13 protein-coding genes and 1 pseudogene are annotated in these 16,965 nt (G+C 63.3%); 6 read left to right on the top strand and 8 right to left on the bottom strand.

Annotated features, from left to right (window positions below; translation table 11 throughout):
* Positions 1 to 28: 28 nt before the first annotated feature.
* From IPJ87_05655 to IPJ87_05640, 4 genes and pseudogenes are all read right to left on the bottom strand, one after another.
* On the bottom strand, positions 29 to 2,941 hold the full coding sequence (locus tag IPJ87_05655; GenBank protein ID MBK7941344.1) for an insulinase family protein: 2,913 nt from the start codon (positions 2,939 to 2,941) through the stop codon (positions 29 to 31).
* Between the two features lie 176 nt (positions 2,942 to 3,117).
* Complete coding sequence (locus IPJ87_05650; protein ID MBK7941343.1) at positions 3,118 to 4,506, bottom strand: T9SS type A sorting domain-containing protein; 1,389 nt, start codon at positions 4,504 to 4,506, stop codon at positions 3,118 to 3,120.
* Between the two features lie 225 nt (positions 4,507 to 4,731).
* The gene (locus IPJ87_05645; protein MBK7941342.1) at positions 4,732 to 6,864 is read right to left on the bottom strand and encodes an insulinase family protein; all 2,133 of its coding nucleotides are present in this window, start codon (positions 6,862 to 6,864) and stop codon (positions 4,732 to 4,734) included.
* Positions 6,865 to 6,878: 14 nt separating this feature from the next.
* Positions 6,879 to 8,197: pseudogene (locus tag IPJ87_05640) on the bottom strand (insulinase family protein).
* Between the two features lie 211 nt (positions 8,198 to 8,408).
* Here IPJ87_05640 and IPJ87_05635 point away from each other — a divergent pair.
* Positions 8,409 to 9,962: a hypothetical protein gene (locus tag IPJ87_05635; GenBank protein MBK7941341.1), complete on the top strand. Its 1,554-nt coding sequence runs from the start codon at positions 8,409 to 8,411 to the stop codon at positions 9,960 to 9,962.
* A 30-nt stretch (positions 9,963 to 9,992) separates the two neighbouring features.
* Positions 9,993 to 10,274 (top strand): DUF551 domain-containing protein, encoded by a 282-nt coding sequence (locus tag IPJ87_05630; GenBank protein ID MBK7941340.1) that lies wholly within the window; start codon positions 9,993 to 9,995, stop codon positions 10,272 to 10,274.
* On the opposite strand, the gene IPJ87_05625 is transcribed toward IPJ87_05630, so the two are convergent.
* From IPJ87_05625 to IPJ87_05615, 3 genes are all read right to left on the bottom strand, one after another.
* Positions 10,271 to 10,996, bottom strand: coding sequence for an FKBP-type peptidyl-prolyl cis-trans isomerase (locus IPJ87_05625; protein MBK7941339.1), 726 nt, complete (start codon positions 10,994 to 10,996; stop codon positions 10,271 to 10,273). The two genes, IPJ87_05630 and IPJ87_05625, sit on opposite strands and share 4 nt — an antisense overlap.
* A 322-nt stretch (positions 10,997 to 11,318) precedes the next feature.
* Positions 11,319 to 12,176 (bottom strand): alpha/beta hydrolase, encoded by an 858-nt coding sequence (locus tag IPJ87_05620; GenBank protein ID MBK7941338.1) that lies wholly within the window; start codon positions 12,174 to 12,176, stop codon positions 11,319 to 11,321.
* Between the two features lie 39 nt (positions 12,177 to 12,215).
* Positions 12,216 to 13,379, bottom strand: a complete 1,164-nt coding sequence (locus IPJ87_05615) for a carboxypeptidase regulatory-like domain-containing protein (GenBank protein ID MBK7941337.1) — start codon at positions 13,377 to 13,379, stop codon at positions 12,216 to 12,218.
* Positions 13,380 to 13,446: 67 nt separating this feature from the next.
* Between IPJ87_05615 and IPJ87_05610 the strand changes: the two genes are divergently transcribed.
* The 4 genes from IPJ87_05610 to IPJ87_05595 all read left to right on the top strand — a co-directional run bounded on the left by IPJ87_05610 (position 13,447) and on the right by IPJ87_05595 (position 15,350).
* Complete coding sequence (locus tag IPJ87_05610) at positions 13,447 to 13,908, top strand: hypothetical protein (protein MBK7941336.1); 462 nt, start codon at positions 13,447 to 13,449, stop codon at positions 13,906 to 13,908.
* A 16-nt stretch (positions 13,909 to 13,924) separates the two neighbouring features.
* On the top strand, positions 13,925 to 14,467 hold the full coding sequence (locus IPJ87_05605; GenBank protein MBK7941335.1) for a tetratricopeptide repeat protein: 543 nt from the start codon (positions 13,925 to 13,927) through the stop codon (positions 14,465 to 14,467).
* Complete coding sequence (locus IPJ87_05600; protein ID MBK7941334.1) at positions 14,464 to 14,868, top strand: hypothetical protein; 405 nt, start codon at positions 14,464 to 14,466, stop codon at positions 14,866 to 14,868. The genes IPJ87_05605 and IPJ87_05600 overlap by 4 nt, the downstream gene beginning before the upstream one ends.
* An 89-nt stretch (positions 14,869 to 14,957) precedes the next feature.
* Positions 14,958 to 15,350: a DUF1987 domain-containing protein gene (locus IPJ87_05595; GenBank protein ID MBK7941333.1), complete on the top strand. Its 393-nt coding sequence runs from the start codon at positions 14,958 to 14,960 to the stop codon at positions 15,348 to 15,350.
* A gap of 147 nt (positions 15,351 to 15,497) precedes the next feature.
* Here the strand turns inward: IPJ87_05595 and IPJ87_05590 are convergent, their stop codons facing one another.
* Entirely contained in the window at positions 15,498 to 16,832 is a 1,335-nt protein-coding gene (locus tag IPJ87_05590; protein MBK7941332.1) for a PhoH family protein, read from the bottom strand.
* Between the last annotated feature and the right edge of the window lie 133 nt (positions 16,833 to 16,965).

Raw genomic sequence — 16,965 nt, 5'->3', positions numbered from 1 at the left:
GGACGATGGAAGCGGGCCTTGTGCTGCCTCAGGGGGCCACCTCGAACCCGAACAGCTCGGCCCGATCCAGCTTCCGCACCGGGCCCAGGCGCTCCAGGGCTTCGATGTCCATCGCGCTCTCCTTGCCGATGACGCAGTACGTGTATGGCCGCCCTTTGATCTCCCGGTCGAAGAAGACCTTCATATCCTGCAGGGTGATCTGCGGGATCCGGTCATAGACGAGCTTGCGGACATCGGTTTCGAGGCCCCGACGCTGGGTCGCGTCCCACTGCCAGTAGATGTTCTCCCGGGTGATGCGCGTGCTGGCGATCACCTTGCGCGCGGCGGTCCGTGCCCCTTCGAACTGGGCCTCGGCCATGGGCATGTCGTTCATCAGGCGCAGCATCGCGTCCACCGCATCGGGCAGTTTGTCCGCCTGGGTGCCGATGAAGGCGCGCACGTAGTGCGCTTCCTGCTTCTCGGCCGGGGTGGTGTAGCTCGCGCTCGCCCCGTAGGCGAGCGCCTTCGACTCACGGATCTCCTGGAACACGATGCTGCTAAGACCGCTGCCGAAGTACTCATTGAACAGCGCCGCGTAGGGCATTTTCTCCACGTCGAAGAGGCCCGCTTTGCTCACGAGCAGCATCTCGGTCTGCACCATGTCGTACTCGGCGAAGAGCACCTCGTTGCGGGTGGTCGGCACTTCAGGATACGCGCGCTCCGGAGGCAGCGCCCGCAGTTCCGCGGGGGTGGTGTGCAGCTCGCGCAAAAGGGCCTCCACCTGGTCGATCCCCTGTCTTCCGTAGTGGAACACACGGTGTTTGTAGGAGGTGAGCCCATGGAGGCGGGCCACCAGGTCCTCCGCCTTCAACGCGTTCAGTTCGGCGTCGGTGAGCACATCGTTGAACGGGGAACGGGCGCCATACCGGGCCTGGCTGAAGAGCGCGGCGGAGAGCAGCACCCCCTTGTTCCGGGCCTGGTCCTGGCGCTCCTTCCGGATGTCCGCGATCAACCCGGCGAGGGCTTCCGCATCCGGACGACACTCGGCCAGCACATGCTCGAGCATCACCACACCCTGACGCAGGTTCCGCTCCAGGCCGCTGAGGGTCACGTAGCACCGGTCGTTGCCCACGAACACATCCAGCGAAAGGCCCAGCTTGAAGAGCTCCTTCCGCAGTTCGGGTGCGGAATACCGGGTGGTGCCGAGGTAGGGCAGGAACTTCACGGCCACCTCCATCGCTTTGTCGTGGTCGGTGCCCAGGTCCAGGATGTAGCGCAGGCTGAACAGCTCGTTGGACGGGTTGTGGACACGGGCGAGCTCGATCCCCTTGCCCAGGTCGAGGCGCTCGATGGCCGTGGCGAAATCCACGAACTCCGGGGTCAGTTCAGCGCCCGGGACCTGCTCCCATGCACGCCGCCATTCGCTCTTTCCCTCGCGCTTGATGTCGATGGGCGTGATGCGCGGCTTGGTCACCTTGTGCACGCCGGTCCGCTCGCCGGAGCGCTTCAGCACGCAGACGTGGTCGGCGCCGAGCCGCTCCTTCACGAAGGCCATCACCTGGTCCTTGGTGATCGCGGCCATGCGGTCGTGCTCGGCCAGCACCTCCTTCCAGTCCTTGCGCAGAATGAAGGCATCGGTCATGGCCGCGGCACGCCGTCCGTTATTGTCGCTCCACTGGCGGATGCGCTGGAGCTTCAGGTCGTTCACCACGGCGCCGATGAGCCAGTCGTCGAAGGTGCCGCTCGCCAGAAGACCAAGCTGCTCCAGGGCCAGATCGCGGGCCTGCTCCAGCGACTGTCCTTCGCGCGGCTCCACCCGGATGTTGAACTCGCTGTGGTCGGCCTGTTCCATGGCAAAGGCCGAAGCATCGAGCACGCGCTGCGCCTGCACCAGGTTGAGGTCGAACAGGCCCGCCTGTCCATTGCTCAGCAAGCCGGCCACCAGCTCCAGCATCAGGGGATCGGCGCTGCCGGTCCCCTTGAAACGCCAGGCCAGGGTGGCCCATTCCCGGTCAGGTCCTGTGACCTCGGCCACCACCGGGCCGTTGAGCGGGCGTTCCGGGTCGTGGTCAAAGCGAGGCACCTCCCGTGCCACCCATTTGCCGAAGTGCTTGTCCACGAGCGCGATCGTCCGGTCGTGGTCGATGTCGCCCGCAAGCACCACGGCCATATTGTTGGGCACGTACCAGGCCTTGAAGAAGGCGTGGATCTTCTCCATGCTCGGGTCCTTCAGGTGCTCTCCCCTGCCGATGGTCGTTTGTGTCCCGTACGGGTGATGCGGGTACAATAGTTCGTTCTTCTTCTGGTAGGCGAGCCGGCCGTCGTTGTCCTGGTTGCGGTTGAACTCCTCATAGACGGTCTCGAGTTCGGTATGGAACAGCCGGAGCACGCACTCCTGCATGCGCTCGCTCTCGATCATCATCCACTTCTCCAGTTCATCGCTGGGCACATCGTTGATGTAGACGGTGCGTTCGGTGCTCGTGTAGGCGTTGGTCCCGCGCGCGCCGATGCTCTTCACCATCTTGTCGTACTCGTTGGGCACGGCAAGCGCCGCCGCCAGCTGGCTGAGGCTGTCGATGGTCCGATAAATGGCGTCCCGCCCGGCCTCGTCCCTGGTGTCGCGGCGCCGTTCGTATTGGTCGCTGATCGCCTTCAGCAGCCGCTGCTCCTCGGGCCAGTTGGACGTTCCGATCCGGGAGGTGCCCTTGAAGAGCATGTGCTCCAGGTAATGGGCCAGTCCGGTGGCGTCGGCCGGGTCGTTCTTGCTTCCGGCCCGCACGGCGATGTTCGTCTGCACACGCGGTGCATCCGGGTTGCGGCTCAGCCACACCTCCAGGCCGTTGTCCAAGGTGTAGATGCGCGTGTCGGTGAGGTCCCCAGGCACCGAGCGATAGGTGTAGCTGCGTTGGGCCAGCGCAGGAGCGGCCGTGCACAGGATGGAAAGGGCGAAGAGGTGGCGCATGGGAGCGGGATGGATCCGGTGAAGGTGGCGAAAAGCGCGGCCGCTGCCACCCTCTCAGGGTAATGAGGCATCAGGTGGAGCCTCACCCGGCCGTTCGGACCGAACGTTGTGGCGCCGGCCATTCCACGAACGACAAAGGCCCCCGGATCACCGGAGGCCTTCGATCGTTGTGATGCTCAGCGGATCACGAGCCGCTCCTGCGCGAGGCGTTCACCCTGGATCAACCGCACGATGTACGTGCCCGGTGCCAGCCCGGCCACGCCCAGCTGTGCGAACGGACCATCGAGCGCCGCGCCTAGGCGTTGCCGGAGGACGATCCGCCCATCGTTCGCGATCACCAGCAGCTCCACCGGCATGTCCTGCGCCCATCCGTCACCCAGTGCGACCTGCACCGGCGACCCGTCCGTCGGATTCGGCCACAGCGAGGCAGCCTCGGGCGTCAGGACCTTCTCCAGACCACCGTCACCCGGTGTGGTTCCGATGGCCATCCAACAGCTCGGGCCCCAGTTGCACCAACTCTGCCCGGTATCGTAGCTGATCCGTACGCGCACATTGTAGGTGGTGCCCGCCACCAGAGGCTGCGTCAGCCAGTTGAGGATGACGCCGGACGTGGGGAGGGAGATGCGCCTGAGGTACCCGGAACCCGTGTTGCTGAACTCGAACTGATACCGGTCGGCGCTCGTCCGTTTGAAGGCGTACAGCCGGTCGCTTCCACCGAAGGTCCGGGTGACCCCGCAGGAGAACTTCGGGTCGTTCGGCCGGTCCACCAAGCGCGTGGTGTTGCAGGGTGGCTTCTCCGGGTTGAGATGGATCCGACAGGCGGGGCCGAACTCACGGTACGTCCCGGCGATCCGTGCGCGGATGCGCACATTGAGCCACTGGTCCATCGGAACCGGCAGGGTCTGCAGCCAGGCATAATTCAGGTAGGAGGCCCGCTCCGGGTCGTTCGAGTCCCAACCGTTGTAGGTGCCGTTGTGGATGTATACCCGCCGGGAATAGCTGCCATTGGGGTCGAACAACCAGAACTGGTAACCATAGTTGGCGTTCTGAAGGGCGAGCTGCACCCCGGGTTGGTAAGCGGACACCACGGCAGGCTCGGGATGCGCGATCAACAGGTTGCCATAGATCAGGTCGCCGCGGTCGCAGAGCGCCTCGATCAACCGGTCGGGACCGATGGGCACGCAGAACGGCGCGTTATTGGCCACCGTGCTCACGGAGCCGAAGTCACCGTTATCCCGGTTGTCAATGATGCGCTCACCGTGCACGTCATACAGGATGTAATAGCCGTTCGCGTTCATTCCGTCCCCGAAGCTGTCGAAGACCCGAAGGGAGTAGCACCCCGGATCCACGCAGCAGGTCAGGTTCAACAGCGTGTTCGGCGTGTAGCCACCTCCCGAGCACAGGACCGTCGAAGTGCCCCCGAGGGTGATCTCCCAGGACGTCTGTGAGGCGTCCACGTCCGTGCGCAGGGTGAGCGTAAGCTCTTCGCTACAGCCCGGCTGGGCCTGAACGAGCGGGGCCATACCCAGGGCGAGCAGGGCCGTCAACATTTTGGTGTACCGCATGGGTTCCGGAATTTCGATCAAGTTATGCCCGGCACACGAGCGGTCGGAACGACCCACGGCGCGAACTTCTCCACAGCCTCTCGACCATATACTCCGGACCGGTGGCTCTGCTGCCATCAGCCGGGGGCTCGCGATCCCGATCCGCAGGAAGGCTCAAACCGGAATCAACCGCGGTCCATCGGACGCGCTGTCCGGGGGGCGATGGACGGTCCTCCGGAAGATGAGCTACTCCACCGTGTAGTGCTTGGCGTCCGAAGCCCCGTTCACCAGGATCTCCGTCACCGACAGGGACATGTCGACCGGGCCTTTCTGCACGATGAGGTGCGGGAACAGCACTCCTTTCACGGCCCGGTAGTCCTTCCGATCGGAGGAGACCTTCATGGTGCCCTCCGGGGTGGCCTTCATCTCCTCCCGGCGCAGTTTCAGGCCCGAGGCCACGCTGTAGAACTCGGAAAAGGTCGAACCCATGTCCGTCATCACCATCAGCTTGTACGCCGGCTCCCCGTTGACCTGCACGGTCCCGGGCAGGACCAAGCGGCCCATCTTGGCGTAGTGGAGCTCCGGGAATGGAGGGGCGTTCATCTCCATCTCCTCCAGTTCCATCTCGATGATCTCCTCCGCGCCTTCGGGACCGTAGCGCTTGGCCCGTGTACCATCGCAACGCACCTGTTCCAGCAGCATGGTCCCGCTGCGCATGTCCAGCGCGTACCGGTCGGGCTCGGCGTTCCACTCGGTGACGGTGACCGGCATGCCCATCATGGTGGTGCTCATGCTCCGCTTGAGGCTGCGGACCCCTTCCACGGCCTCGCGCCCGCCGATGGCCTTGAAGTACGCCTCCAGCACGGTCTGCGGGGTGACGCCGGGAGGTACCGGCCCGAGTTCCTCCCGATAGGGGTCTCCGTTCTCGTCGAGCTGCATCAAGCCCCGTTCGAAGCTGAGCTGGACCAGCTTGTTGCCCACCCGTTCCATGTCGCCCACGACCAGGATGGCGGCATGATCCGGGTGCAGGAAGCGTTCGGCGGCGGCCATCACGCTGGCGGAGCTCACGGTATCGAGCTGCTGGAGGTAGCTGGCGTAGTGGTCCTTGGGCAGGTCGTACAGGTAGGTGTTGAGGGCGAAGCGGGCCACGGTCCGGGGGTCCTCCAGGGATCGGGCGAAGCTGCCGGCCATGAAGCTCTTGGCGAGCGCCAGTTCGTCCGGCTTCACCCCGTTCAGCCGCATATGCTCCAGTTCGAAGACCATCTCATTCGCCGCACTGTCGGTGACCTCGGTGCGCACGCTGGCCCCGGCACTGAAATGGCCGCAGTACCGGTCGGCATCCAGGCTGCTGTACGCGCCGTAGGTGTACCCCTTGTCCTCGCGCAGGTTCTGCATCAGGCGGGCGTTGAACACGCCTCCGCCAAGAACGGTGTTCAACACCTGCCCGGCCAGCGCCATGGGGTCGTTCGGTTTCAGGTCCACTGGGAACACCACCCGTACCACCGATTGGGGCGCACCGGGACGGTCCACGATGGCCACACGCCGGACACGCGACGGCTTGGGCGTCTTGGTCGGTCGCACGACGGCGCCAAGCCCGTCGACGACCTCCTGACCGTTGGCATCCGTGGAAACGGCCGCCGGTGCCGGACGCCACGTACCGAACCGTTTCTCCGCTGCCTGCCTGGCCTCTTGTTCGCTCAGGTCGCCCACCAACACCAGATACGCCTTCTCGGGCCGGAAGAACCGCTTGTAGTACGCTTCGAGGTGCTTGCGTTCCACCTTCCCCACGCTCTTTTCCGTAGGGATCTCGCCATAGGGATAGCCTTTGCTGAAGGTGAGCACCCGCCCCACGACGTCCGCGATGCCGTCCGGGTCATCCTTCCGGCTCTGCAGTCCGCTCAGCATGCGCTTGCGCGCCTTCTCGAACTCGGCCTCCGGAAAGCTGGGGGTGGTGACCACTGCATGCACCACATCGAACAGCGCACTGAAGTTCTTCTTCAGGCAGGAGGCGTACACCCCGTCACTGGTCGTGCTCAGGTCCCCTCCGAGCTGGTCCACCGTGCGGTCGAGGGTCTCCTTGTCCATGGCCGATGTGCCGGCGGCAAGGACCTCGCCCATGAGGTCGATGTATCCCATCTTGTCGCCCTGCAGCACCGGTTCGATGTCGAACCGCACCTGCACGCTCACCAGCGGCTGCTGATGGTCCTCCACCACGATCACCCGCATGCTGTTCTCGAGCAGGAAGGTGGTGTGCTGCCCCACGTTCACGGCGGGGGCCGGAGCCGGTCGGGGCGGCTTGCTTCGGTCGACCTGGGCGTTCATCGGAATGCAAGGGGTGAAGGCGGCCAGAAGCAGGCCGGCCATGTAGGGGTGGGACAAGGCGGGGCGCATGATCACGGCTTCTGGTTCTTGGGCAGGTAATGCAGCACCACCCGCGCATCCGGCGAGAAGTACTCCTTGGCCACCCGTTGCAGGTCCTCCGGTGTCACGGACAGGTAACGCTCCAGTTCCCGGGTGGCCATCTGCGCGCCACCGAGGAAGGTGTGGGCCGTGGCCAGGTTCGAGGCCACACCGGCCACTCGGCTGTTGTCCCGGACGAACTCCGTTTCAAGTTGCGCCTTGAGCTTCTCCAGCTCGAGCTGGGGCACAAGCCCTTCCCGGACCTTGGCGAACTCGGCATCCATCGCCTTCTCCAGCTCCTCTGCGGGAACCCCCATGTTGGCGATGGCGAACGCGATCGCCAGACCGGGATGCTCGAACGGGGAACTGAACGCGCCCACATAGAGCGCCTTTTGTGCGCGGTCCTTGAGCTCCACGTTCAAGCGGGAGCTGTTGCCGTTGCTCAGCAGGCGGTTCAGCATGTCCACCGCGTAGAAATCGGCCGTGCCGTACGCCGGGATCCTATAGGCCTGTACCACCGCCGGAAGCTGGATCTGATCATGCACCACGTCGCGGACCTCACCTTTGAGCGGAGGCTCCATGGCCGTGGGACGCACGATGTCCTTCCCACGGGGAATGGCGGCGAAGTACTTCTCGACCAGCTTGCGCGTATCCGCAGCCTTCACATCGCCGGCGACCACGAGGACGGCATTGTTGGGCACGTAGTAGGTCTTGTAGAAATCAACGTAGTCCTGCTCGCTGGCGGCGTTCAGGTCCTCCATGAAACCGATCGTGGGCCACTGATACGGGTGGACGGTATACGCCCGCTTCAGCACCTCGATCAGGATGCTGCCATATGGTTGGTTCTCGTAGCGCTGACGGCGCTCCTCCTTCACCACCTCGCGCTGGGTGTCGATCCCCTTCTGATCCACCCGGGCATGGAGCATGCGTTCGCTCTCCAGCCAGAGCCCGAGCTCAAGTTGATTGCTGGGCAGCACCTCGTAGTAGTAGGTGCGATCGCCGTTGGTGTTCGCGTTCAGCACACCGCCGGCCTTCTCCACGTGCTTGCTGAATTCCCCGCGACCGATGTTCGCCGATCCTCGAAGAGCAGATGCTCGAAGAAGTGGGCGAATCCGCGCCGGTCAGCCCGCTCATCCTTGCTGCCCACGTGGTACATCACGCTCACCGCCACGATCGGGGTGCCGTGGTCCTCATGCACGATGACGTGAAGGCCGTTGTCAAGGTCGAACTCCGTGAACGCGATGGCGCCTTTCTGCGCTGTGAGCGGGATGGCGAGCATTGGGGCCAGAAGAAGGGTGGTTGTTCTCCGCATGCCGGTCGGCTTGGGTGCCCGCTGCAGTGCCGTGGGCACCGGGCAGGGCGGCCAAAAGTACGTCCGCGATCTGCAACCGCAGGCCGTCGATGGAGCCCCATCCTCCGTTGCGCTCGACGCCCATCAACCGCGTAGCGTCCATCGTGCCGCTTGACAGTTGGTCTGACCATTCGGTAGATTCGTCGACAGATTTCGTCATTTCGTCGATATCATGTACCGTCCCGTCATCCTGACCATGCCTCCTCAGCGCGTTGTGACCACCGACCCGGCCCTGACCCCTTCGCTCTTGGACCTGCTGACGGGGCTTGAGGAACGGTTCGCGCCGCGCATCGAGCGCCTTGCGGAGGAGCGCCTTGTGCGGCGGGAGCGCCTGGCCGGAGGCGCTGTTGAACGGCTGGCCGATACGCAGCACATCCGCCAGGCGGACTGGTCCGTGGAACCTCTGCCCACGAACTGGATGGAGCGCCGGGTGGAGGTGATCGGCCCGGCCGATCGACAGAGCATCATCGAAGGCCTCAACGCAGGTGCGAAGACCTACATCGCGGATCTATTCGACCTGGCTGCCGGACACAAGGCCAACCTGCTGCGAGCCCATCGGGCCATCGGCCGTGCAGCGAAGGGGCGGCTCAGTCGCATCATTCCCGAAGGCGGCCGTATCCGTCCCCATGCTTCCAACACGACTCGATTGGCCGTGGCCCTTCGTCCCCTGGGCGCCACCGAGTCCATGGTCCGCCATGGGGGCCGTCCGGCAGTGGCCGGGCTCTTCGACCTGGTCATGCTCGTTCATCACCATGGTGCATCACTGCTGGAGCGCCAGCGAAGCATCCATGTGTACCTGCGCGATGTCCAGGGGCATTTGGAAGCTCGGCTATGGAACGATGTGTTCGACGCCCTGGAGGAGAGCCTCGGCCTCGATCGGGGCAGCATCAGGGCCACGGTGTTCGTGGACAATGTGATCGGAGCCCTCGAGTCCGAGGAGATCCTCTTCGAACTCGCCCCGCATGCCGGCGGCCTGGCACTGGACAATGCGGCATACGTGGCCGATCACATCGCCCTGTTCACCAGCCGAGAAAGCGGCGTGTTCCCCGACCGCGAACGGTTCGGCATGGATCTCGGCCTGCTGGAATCGCTGGCGCGCACCGTGATCGGCACCTGCCATCGACGTGGCGCGCACGCCTTAGGCACACCGGGACATGGGCTCCCGCACTCGGGGCAAGGACGTCCAAAGCCGGCCCTCCTGGAGATGCTCAACGACAAGGAGCACGAGGCCGCCCTGGGCATGGACGGGACCCTGATGGCCCATCCGGGCCTGGTGAACGCGGCGATGACCGAATTCAACAAACACATGGGGGCCAGCCATCAGTTCGCGGTCCAACGGCGAGAGAGCATCGCAGTGAGCGACCTGATACGCCGACCTGAGGGGGACATCTCCGTGGACGGACTGGTACGCGCCGTGCGCACCGGCCTGCTCGGCCTGTCGGCCATGGAGACCGGGGCGTCGCGGATCGAGCTCGACGGTCGCACGCACGACCGCAGCAGCGTCCGCCTCGCCATCGCTCTGCTCTGGCACTGGGTGGTAGCGGACAAAGGCCGGGTCACCACGTCCGGGCTCGACATCCACGATGACCTCATCAACTTCCTGGTGAAAAAGGAGGTGGAAAAGCTGGCCGCACGACCGGAGACCCCGGCACTTGGCGCACTGCGGACGGCCGGTGAGAAGCTCATCGGCCTGATCCTCGGTCCCGACCGGCCTGTGCTGGCCTAAGCTCACCGGAGCACAGGTTAACTTGGCCCCGTGAGCAACGGGTGGATCAGCATCACGGAACGCCTGCCCGGCAACGGGGACCGCGTGCTCTGCTGGGTGCCAGGGCACCATGTGTATCTGCCCGGAAAGACCGGCGCGACGGAGCTGCGCGAGGTTGTCATCCTGCGATTCCTGAAGGACCATTTCGCGCAGAATCCGAGCAAGACCGGCAAGGCCACATCCCCTCACCTGTGGGCGGGTGAGGGATCAAGCAACCAGTTCTTCGAAGCGGTCACGCATTGGCGACCACTTCCCATAGGCCCTGGCGCTTAGCGTCCCTGGGCCGGGGGCACGATCTCCAGCAGTTCCACCTCGAACAGTAGCGCGCTGTTCGGCGGAAGGTCGCCTCCGGGACCACGGCTGTTGCCGTACGCAAGAGCAGCTGGGATGTAGAGCTTGTAGCGGGAACCGACGGACATGAGCTGAATGGCCTCCGCCCAGCCCGCGATCACATTGCCCACGCCGAACATGGCCGGTTGCCCATGCTTATATGAACTGTCGAACTCGGTGCCATCCAACAGCGTGCCGCGGTAATTCACCTTCACCACATCATCGGCGGTCGGCTTGGGCCCCGTGCCGGCCTGCAGGACCTCATACTGAAGTCCGGAAGGCGTGGTGGTGATGCCCGGCTTCTTGCCGTTCTCCGCCAACCAAGCCTCACCCTTCCGCAAGTTCTCCTCCCCCTCCTTCTGCTCACGTTCCATCACCTTCTTCTGCGCCGCCAGCATGTACGCCTGCACAAGCGCTCGCACGTTATCCGCGTTGATCCGCTCCGCGCTGTCGAGCCCATCGCGGATACCCATGGCCATCGCATCGACGTTCAGCGAATCGAGCCCGCTCAGTTTCATGTTGTGGCCGATGTCGGTGCCGATGCCGTAACTCACCGAGTCGATGTTCGACTTTAGCGGAGCGTTGCGGCCCTTCTGGCCGGTGACCTCATTGGAACAGGCCGTAAGCAGTACGACAACGACGGCGGTCAACAGTGAGCGGATGATCATGGGGTGGTTTCGGATGGGCGGCGAAGATAGGTCGGGCGGAGAGGTCCGCTACCGATGATCCGGGACCGGATGTATGTATGGCCATACATATTTCGGCCGTTTGGATCATCCGGTGTATGTAACAGAAGATCAGTCTGTTACAGCTATCCATAACCTCAATGTCTAACCTCTCAAGACCATCATCGTGAGTCAAGCTCCCTCAACAACTCACTGATGTTCAGTTTAATATCCGGATAGAGAGCGCACCGAAACATATGTATGGCCATGCATATATCGATCGTTCGCAACAGCGTTCGAGCACATGGAACGCCCATCTCACTCATCGGAGCTCTGGAACTGCACCTGGGCCGGCCAGGTCGTCCCTCCCTTTTCGTTCGTCGTCGAGCAGCTTCCGTAGGATCCGGTGATACCGTGCGAAACGCGCCAGATCGTTATGATGCCCGGTCGGGAACACGATCATCTGTCGCTCCACGCTGGTCGGGATCGATGCGTACAACCTCAGTGCACTGGCGATGGGCACGACCCCATCCCTCTCGCCGTGAAAAATGCATACCGGGCATCGCACGTGCCTGATAGCGAGGTCGTTGTAGAACCGGTAGTTCAACAGCAGTGTGTAGGGGAGCCACCGGAAGTAGTTCCGCGCAGGGTCGATCAACCGGGCGAATGGAGACTCGAGCACGAGTGACCTGGGGCGGCGTTGTGCCGCCACGGGCACCGCCGACCCGCTGCCGAGCGACCGTCCGTAGACCACGATCCGATCTTCCGGCCACGCGGTACGCAATTGATCGTACCAGAGAAGGGCATCAGCCATGAGCGCCTTTTCGCTTAACCGCCCCTTGCTCTTCCCATATCCTCGGGGTTCCGGCATCAATACCGCATACAGCGATCGGGTGAACCGAGGTGCCCGCTTGCCCCAGCGCTTCAGCGTGCCGGTGTTCCCGTGGAAGTAGAGCACCACACCCGCGGCATTCTCCACCGGAAAGTAGAGCCCATGCAGTTCAGCTCCATCCGCCCCGGTGATCCAGCGTTCCTCGAACGCGTGGCTGAACCGGTATCGATACCGCTTCGACAATGGATGCCGTACGAAGATGAGCCGCTCTTGGACCAGGTAGTACACCATGCACAAGGACCCGTATCCTACGGCCAGGGCCGCCAACAAGCTCAACCACGCGAACACCCCGCTAAGTTACCCGCCTCCCTGGCCTGTCGCCGGTGATCATTCCGCGGTCGCGAGCGCTTCGCTCTCATACACTTCGCGGCTGCAGCTATCCCCGTTCTTGAAGTAGTAGATGCCTCCCCACTTGTGCACGATCCGCTTGAACTCAGTGCTCACCCCCTCCCGCTCAAGGCGGATCACGGTCATCACTTTGTTGGGCTCCACCACCAATTGCTCCTCACGGACCACCTCGGCCACATGAGCGGGCTCCTCGGGTCGATCCTCCGCACCTTGTTGTGCTTGAGCGGGTCGGACGGGTGATGCCTCCTCCCCTGCGATTGGGGCCTGCATCCGTCGACCGTCCTCGCCTTCCACCACACGGGCGGCAAGGACATTGCGGGTCACTCGGGGAGCTGGCGGCGGTGGAGGCGGCTCCTCCTTGGCCGTCACCACGGGAGCTGGTTTCGGCGGTGGCTCGGCCTTGGCCACCAAAGCTGCGGCCTTGCGCTCCTCCTCGACCTTCCGGGCCTCGGCCGCTTTGCGCTCCGCCTCGGCCTTGCGCTCGGCAGCGGCGAGCCGGGCGGTTTCCGCTTCCTCAGTGGCCTTCCGCCTGGCCTCCTCCTTGGCCGCGGCCTCGGCGGCCTTCTTCGCCTCTGCATCGGCTTGGGCCTTGGCCTTCGCAGACTCCGCGGCCTGCTTCTCCTGCTCCTTCAATGCTTGCTGTTCCTCGGCCTGCTTCTCCTCCACCTGCTCCATCACCGTCTGTAGCTGGGACTGGATGCTCTTCGTGTAGTCCGTGTCATAGTCGAAGTCATCCACCGAGGCTTCGTACCGGATCATGCCCACGGGCTGGTTGAAGACCACGATGTTGATGTCATCGTATTGCTTGAAGAGCGACACCGCGAACTCGAAGGGAGCAAAACCGTTCGCGGCGGCGTCCGCCGGCACCTTCGTATCGAACACCAGCTTCTTGGTGACGAAGCCGTCCTTCTCGAAGCTCAGGACGTAGTTCGCGTTGAGCGACAGGTCCAGGTTGAACTTGCCCAGCCCGCTGGTGATCACCCGGTCCTTCTCGCCGTTCTTGTACACGATCACCTTGGTGTTCTCCAGACCGCCGCCTTCCACCTTCACGCGGCCGGTGATGGTGAACGCCCGCTGTGCGAAAGCCGAGGACGTCAGGAGAGCACTGAACAGAAGAAGGAGGAGTTTCGGTGCGCGGTGCATGGAAATGGACCGGACAGGGAACCCGGTCGCCGCGTGTACGTAAGAGGGGCCATCCAAGTTCCCGGCCATGCGCGCACTGTTCAGCTTGCTTCTGATCTGCACCGCCTTCCTGCTCCAAGCCCGATCGCCGATCGCCATACTGCAGGAGCTGAATGCGCTCTATGGTGGATCGGTCCGGTTCAAGATCGACCAGGAGAACAGGTTCGTGGCCGACCTCTTCGACCACACCGGGCATTTCCGTCAGGACATGGTCTACATCGAGTTCCTGGACCCGGCCGGATTCAAGTATTCCGCAGAGGAGGCGGCCGTGGTGATGACCTGCGCGTCCGACCATGCGAACTGCATCGAAAAGGAGGTGTTCCGGATGAACGTCGTTCGCCACACTGGTCGCAGTGTGTTTCCCATGGCTGCTGGTGACCATGATGGCGCCCAGGCGATCGGACTGCTCAGCGCCTTGGTGAGCGAAGCGCAACAGGCCATCGCTGAGAAGGCGGCCGAAACCCACGCCCGCCCTCAGCGTAAAAGGTGACCGTTCCACCGCGACCATGAACCGATCCACCCTCTCCCTATCCACAGCGTTCGCCTTGACCTTGGGAGCGCAGGCGCAGGACCTTGCCCTCGCGGGCAGGTCCGATGATGCGACCGTCAGTGCCCTTTTCTCGGAAGGTGAACGAGCCTATCAACGGGGGGCATACGACGAGGCCATCGCCCTCTTCTCCAAGGTGCTCGACCAGGACACCGAGCACCTAAACGCCTACCTCCAGCGCGGCTTCTGCCACTCCCTCACCAAGCGCTACGAGCTCGCGGTGGCCGACTTCAGCGCGGTGATCGCCCGAAAGCCGGACCACCTGTGGGCCTATACAAGCCGGGGAAGTGCCTACAACAAGCTCCAGCAGTACGAGAAGGCGATGCGCGACTTCGACCATGTGATCGATCTGGACCCCCGGAACGAGGAGGCCTACAACAACCGTGGCTGGACCCGAAAGGGGTCGGGCGACCCCGCCGGGGCGTGCAAGGATTGGCGCACCAGCCAACGCATGGGGAACGCCGAGGCCCGCATCATCCTCACCAACAACCGCTGCAAATGAACCGCCTCGCATCGACCCTATTCGCGATCGCCCTCGCAGCAGGCTCCCTGGCACAGGACATGGATGCCAACGACTGCATCGTGAAGTCGTCCTCCGCTTGGGGGAAGCCCTGCGACAAGTGCGAGTACTACAAGGAAGGGTACAAACGCGACTTCAGCGGAACGTACATCATCGAGCTGCAGAACACCTGCCCACAGCTCGTGGATGTGAAGGTGGCCATGCAGGAGAAGAACGGTACCTGGCGGACATTCCCCGTGAAAGCCCTGGCGGCCAACGAAACGATGACGGCCTTCGCCTGCCAGGGCACCGGGAAATACCTGTATTGGGTCCGCCGTGTGAATGATACCGAGATCGTGCTTCCCAGCGACCAGGAGATCCTGACGGAGTACCGAGGCCGTTAAGGCCCTGTTGTTCACCCCGCCCTGTTGGCATCGCAACCGGTCCGCTGGACCGGCCCCGGCCTGGACCGGGTAGTTTCGTGGCGGACATCATGGCCACCAAACTGCTGCACATCGACCGCACCGAGACCTCGCCCCAGATCGACATGGACCTGGAGCAGGGCACCTTGGAGTTCGTAGGGCGTTCTCTGCCTGCCAACTCCGAGCAGTTCTACAGCAGGGTCTACCGCTGGTTGGACGAGTACCTGCGGGCCCCGCGCGAAGAGACCACGGTGAACATGAAGCTGGACTACCTGGACACCAGCAGCAGCAAACACCTGTACAACATCTTTGACCGTCTCAATGCGGTGAACGAACGCGGTCAGCGTGTTCATGTCAACTGGCACTTCGAGACCGGCGATGAGGAGATGGCCGAGACCGGCAAGGACTATCAGCGGTTCTTCGGACTGGATTTCCAGTTCATCGAAGTAGAGGAGCTCTTCTGAGCTCACATCTTGGGGGGGCGGGCACTGGCGTGATCCAGTGCCCGAGCACTGGCGCGCGTGGACTGCGCCAACGGCTGCGGCCATGCGCTTGGATACCAGGAAGCGGTATGAGCCAGGACTTCGGAGCCTGGCCGCACCGCCCCCTCTCTACAACAATTCGTTCGCCAGGTTGGCCAGTGGACTACGTTCTCCTTTCTCCAGCGTGATGTGAGCGAACAGGGGATCGTCCTTCGCCTTGTCGATCAGGTAGCTCAACCCGTTGCTCTCAGCATCAAGGAAGGGCGAATCGATCTGGTGAACATCCCCGGTGAACACGATCTTGGTGCCCTCACCCGCCCTGCTGATCACGGTCTTCACCTCGAGGGGCGTCAGGTTCTGCGCTTCATCCACGATGAAGAAGATGTTGCTGAGGCTTCGTCCGCGGATATAGGCCAGCGGTGCGATCGCGATCTTCTCATTTTCCAGCATCTCATCGATGCGCTTCGGCGTGCTGTCGTGCTTCTCGAACTGTCCCTTGATGAGCTTCAGGTTGTCCCACAAGGGCTGCATGTACGGGTCGAGCTTGCTCTGGATGTCGCCTGGCAGATAGCCGATGTCCTTGTTGCTGAGCGGGACCACCGGGCGCGTCACGTAGATCTGCCGGTACATCCGCCGCTGCTCCAGGGCGCAGGCCAGGGCCAACAAGGTCTTGCCCGTTCCCGCGGCGCCCTGCAGGGTCACCAGCTTGATCTCCGGATCGAGCAGTGCGCTCATGGCCAGCGCCTGCTCCGCGTTCTTGGGGCCGATGCCGAACACGTTCTGTTTCTCCACCCGGCCCACCAGGCCCGTGCGTGGATCGAACTTGGCCAGGATGCTCTTCTTCTTGTGGCGGAGGATGAAGAACTGGTTGCCACGGGGCCGCTTGATCCCCAGGTCGTCCACCGGCAGGCTGCCCTGCTCAAACAGCGTATCGATCAGACCCTCATTGTAGTCGTCCAGCACCGTCCGACCCGTGTACAGCTTGCGCTGCATGTCCTGCACCTTGCCGGTGAGGTAGTCCTCGGCCACGATGTTGAGGCTCTTGGCCTTCAGCCGAAGGGCGATGTCCTTGCTCACCAGCACCACCTTGCGGTCCTTGTGCTGACGCTGAAGGGTCAGCGCCGCATTGATGATCTGATGGTCGTTCTTGCCGTCCTGGAACACCTTGGTGGCGTCCACACCGTTGAGGTCGTGCTTGGCCACCACCTTGAGCTTGCCCTTGCTGGGGCCGTTCAGCGGTATCCAATCCGTCAGCAGGTCGCGCTGGGCGATGCCGTCGAGGTGCCGGATGAACTCCCGCGCCTCGTAGTTGATGGTGTCGTTGCCTTTTTTGAAGGTGTCAAGTTCTTCAAGGACTTGGATGGGGACGGCGACGTCATGCTCCTGGAAGCATTCGATGGCCGAGTGGTCGTAAAGGATCACCGAGGTGTCCAGCACGAAGATCTTCCGGTCTTTCTTCTTCATCCGATCAAGGAACGTTGCTGACCAAATGTATCCGCCCCACAAGGCCCTTTCCCGGCCCAGGGAGCGCGCACTTATCCACGATCGATCGTGTCGGATGATCCACGGTCCACCTGGTTCCCGCGCCGATCGCAGC

Source organism: Flavobacteriales bacterium, from assembly GCA_016713875.1.
Taxonomy (GTDB): Bacteria; Bacteroidota; Bacteroidia; order Flavobacteriales_F; family PHOS-HE28; genus PHOS-HE28.
The sequence above is the reverse complement of the archived record's forward strand: the minus strand, read 5'-3'. Positions and strand labels throughout refer to the sequence as shown.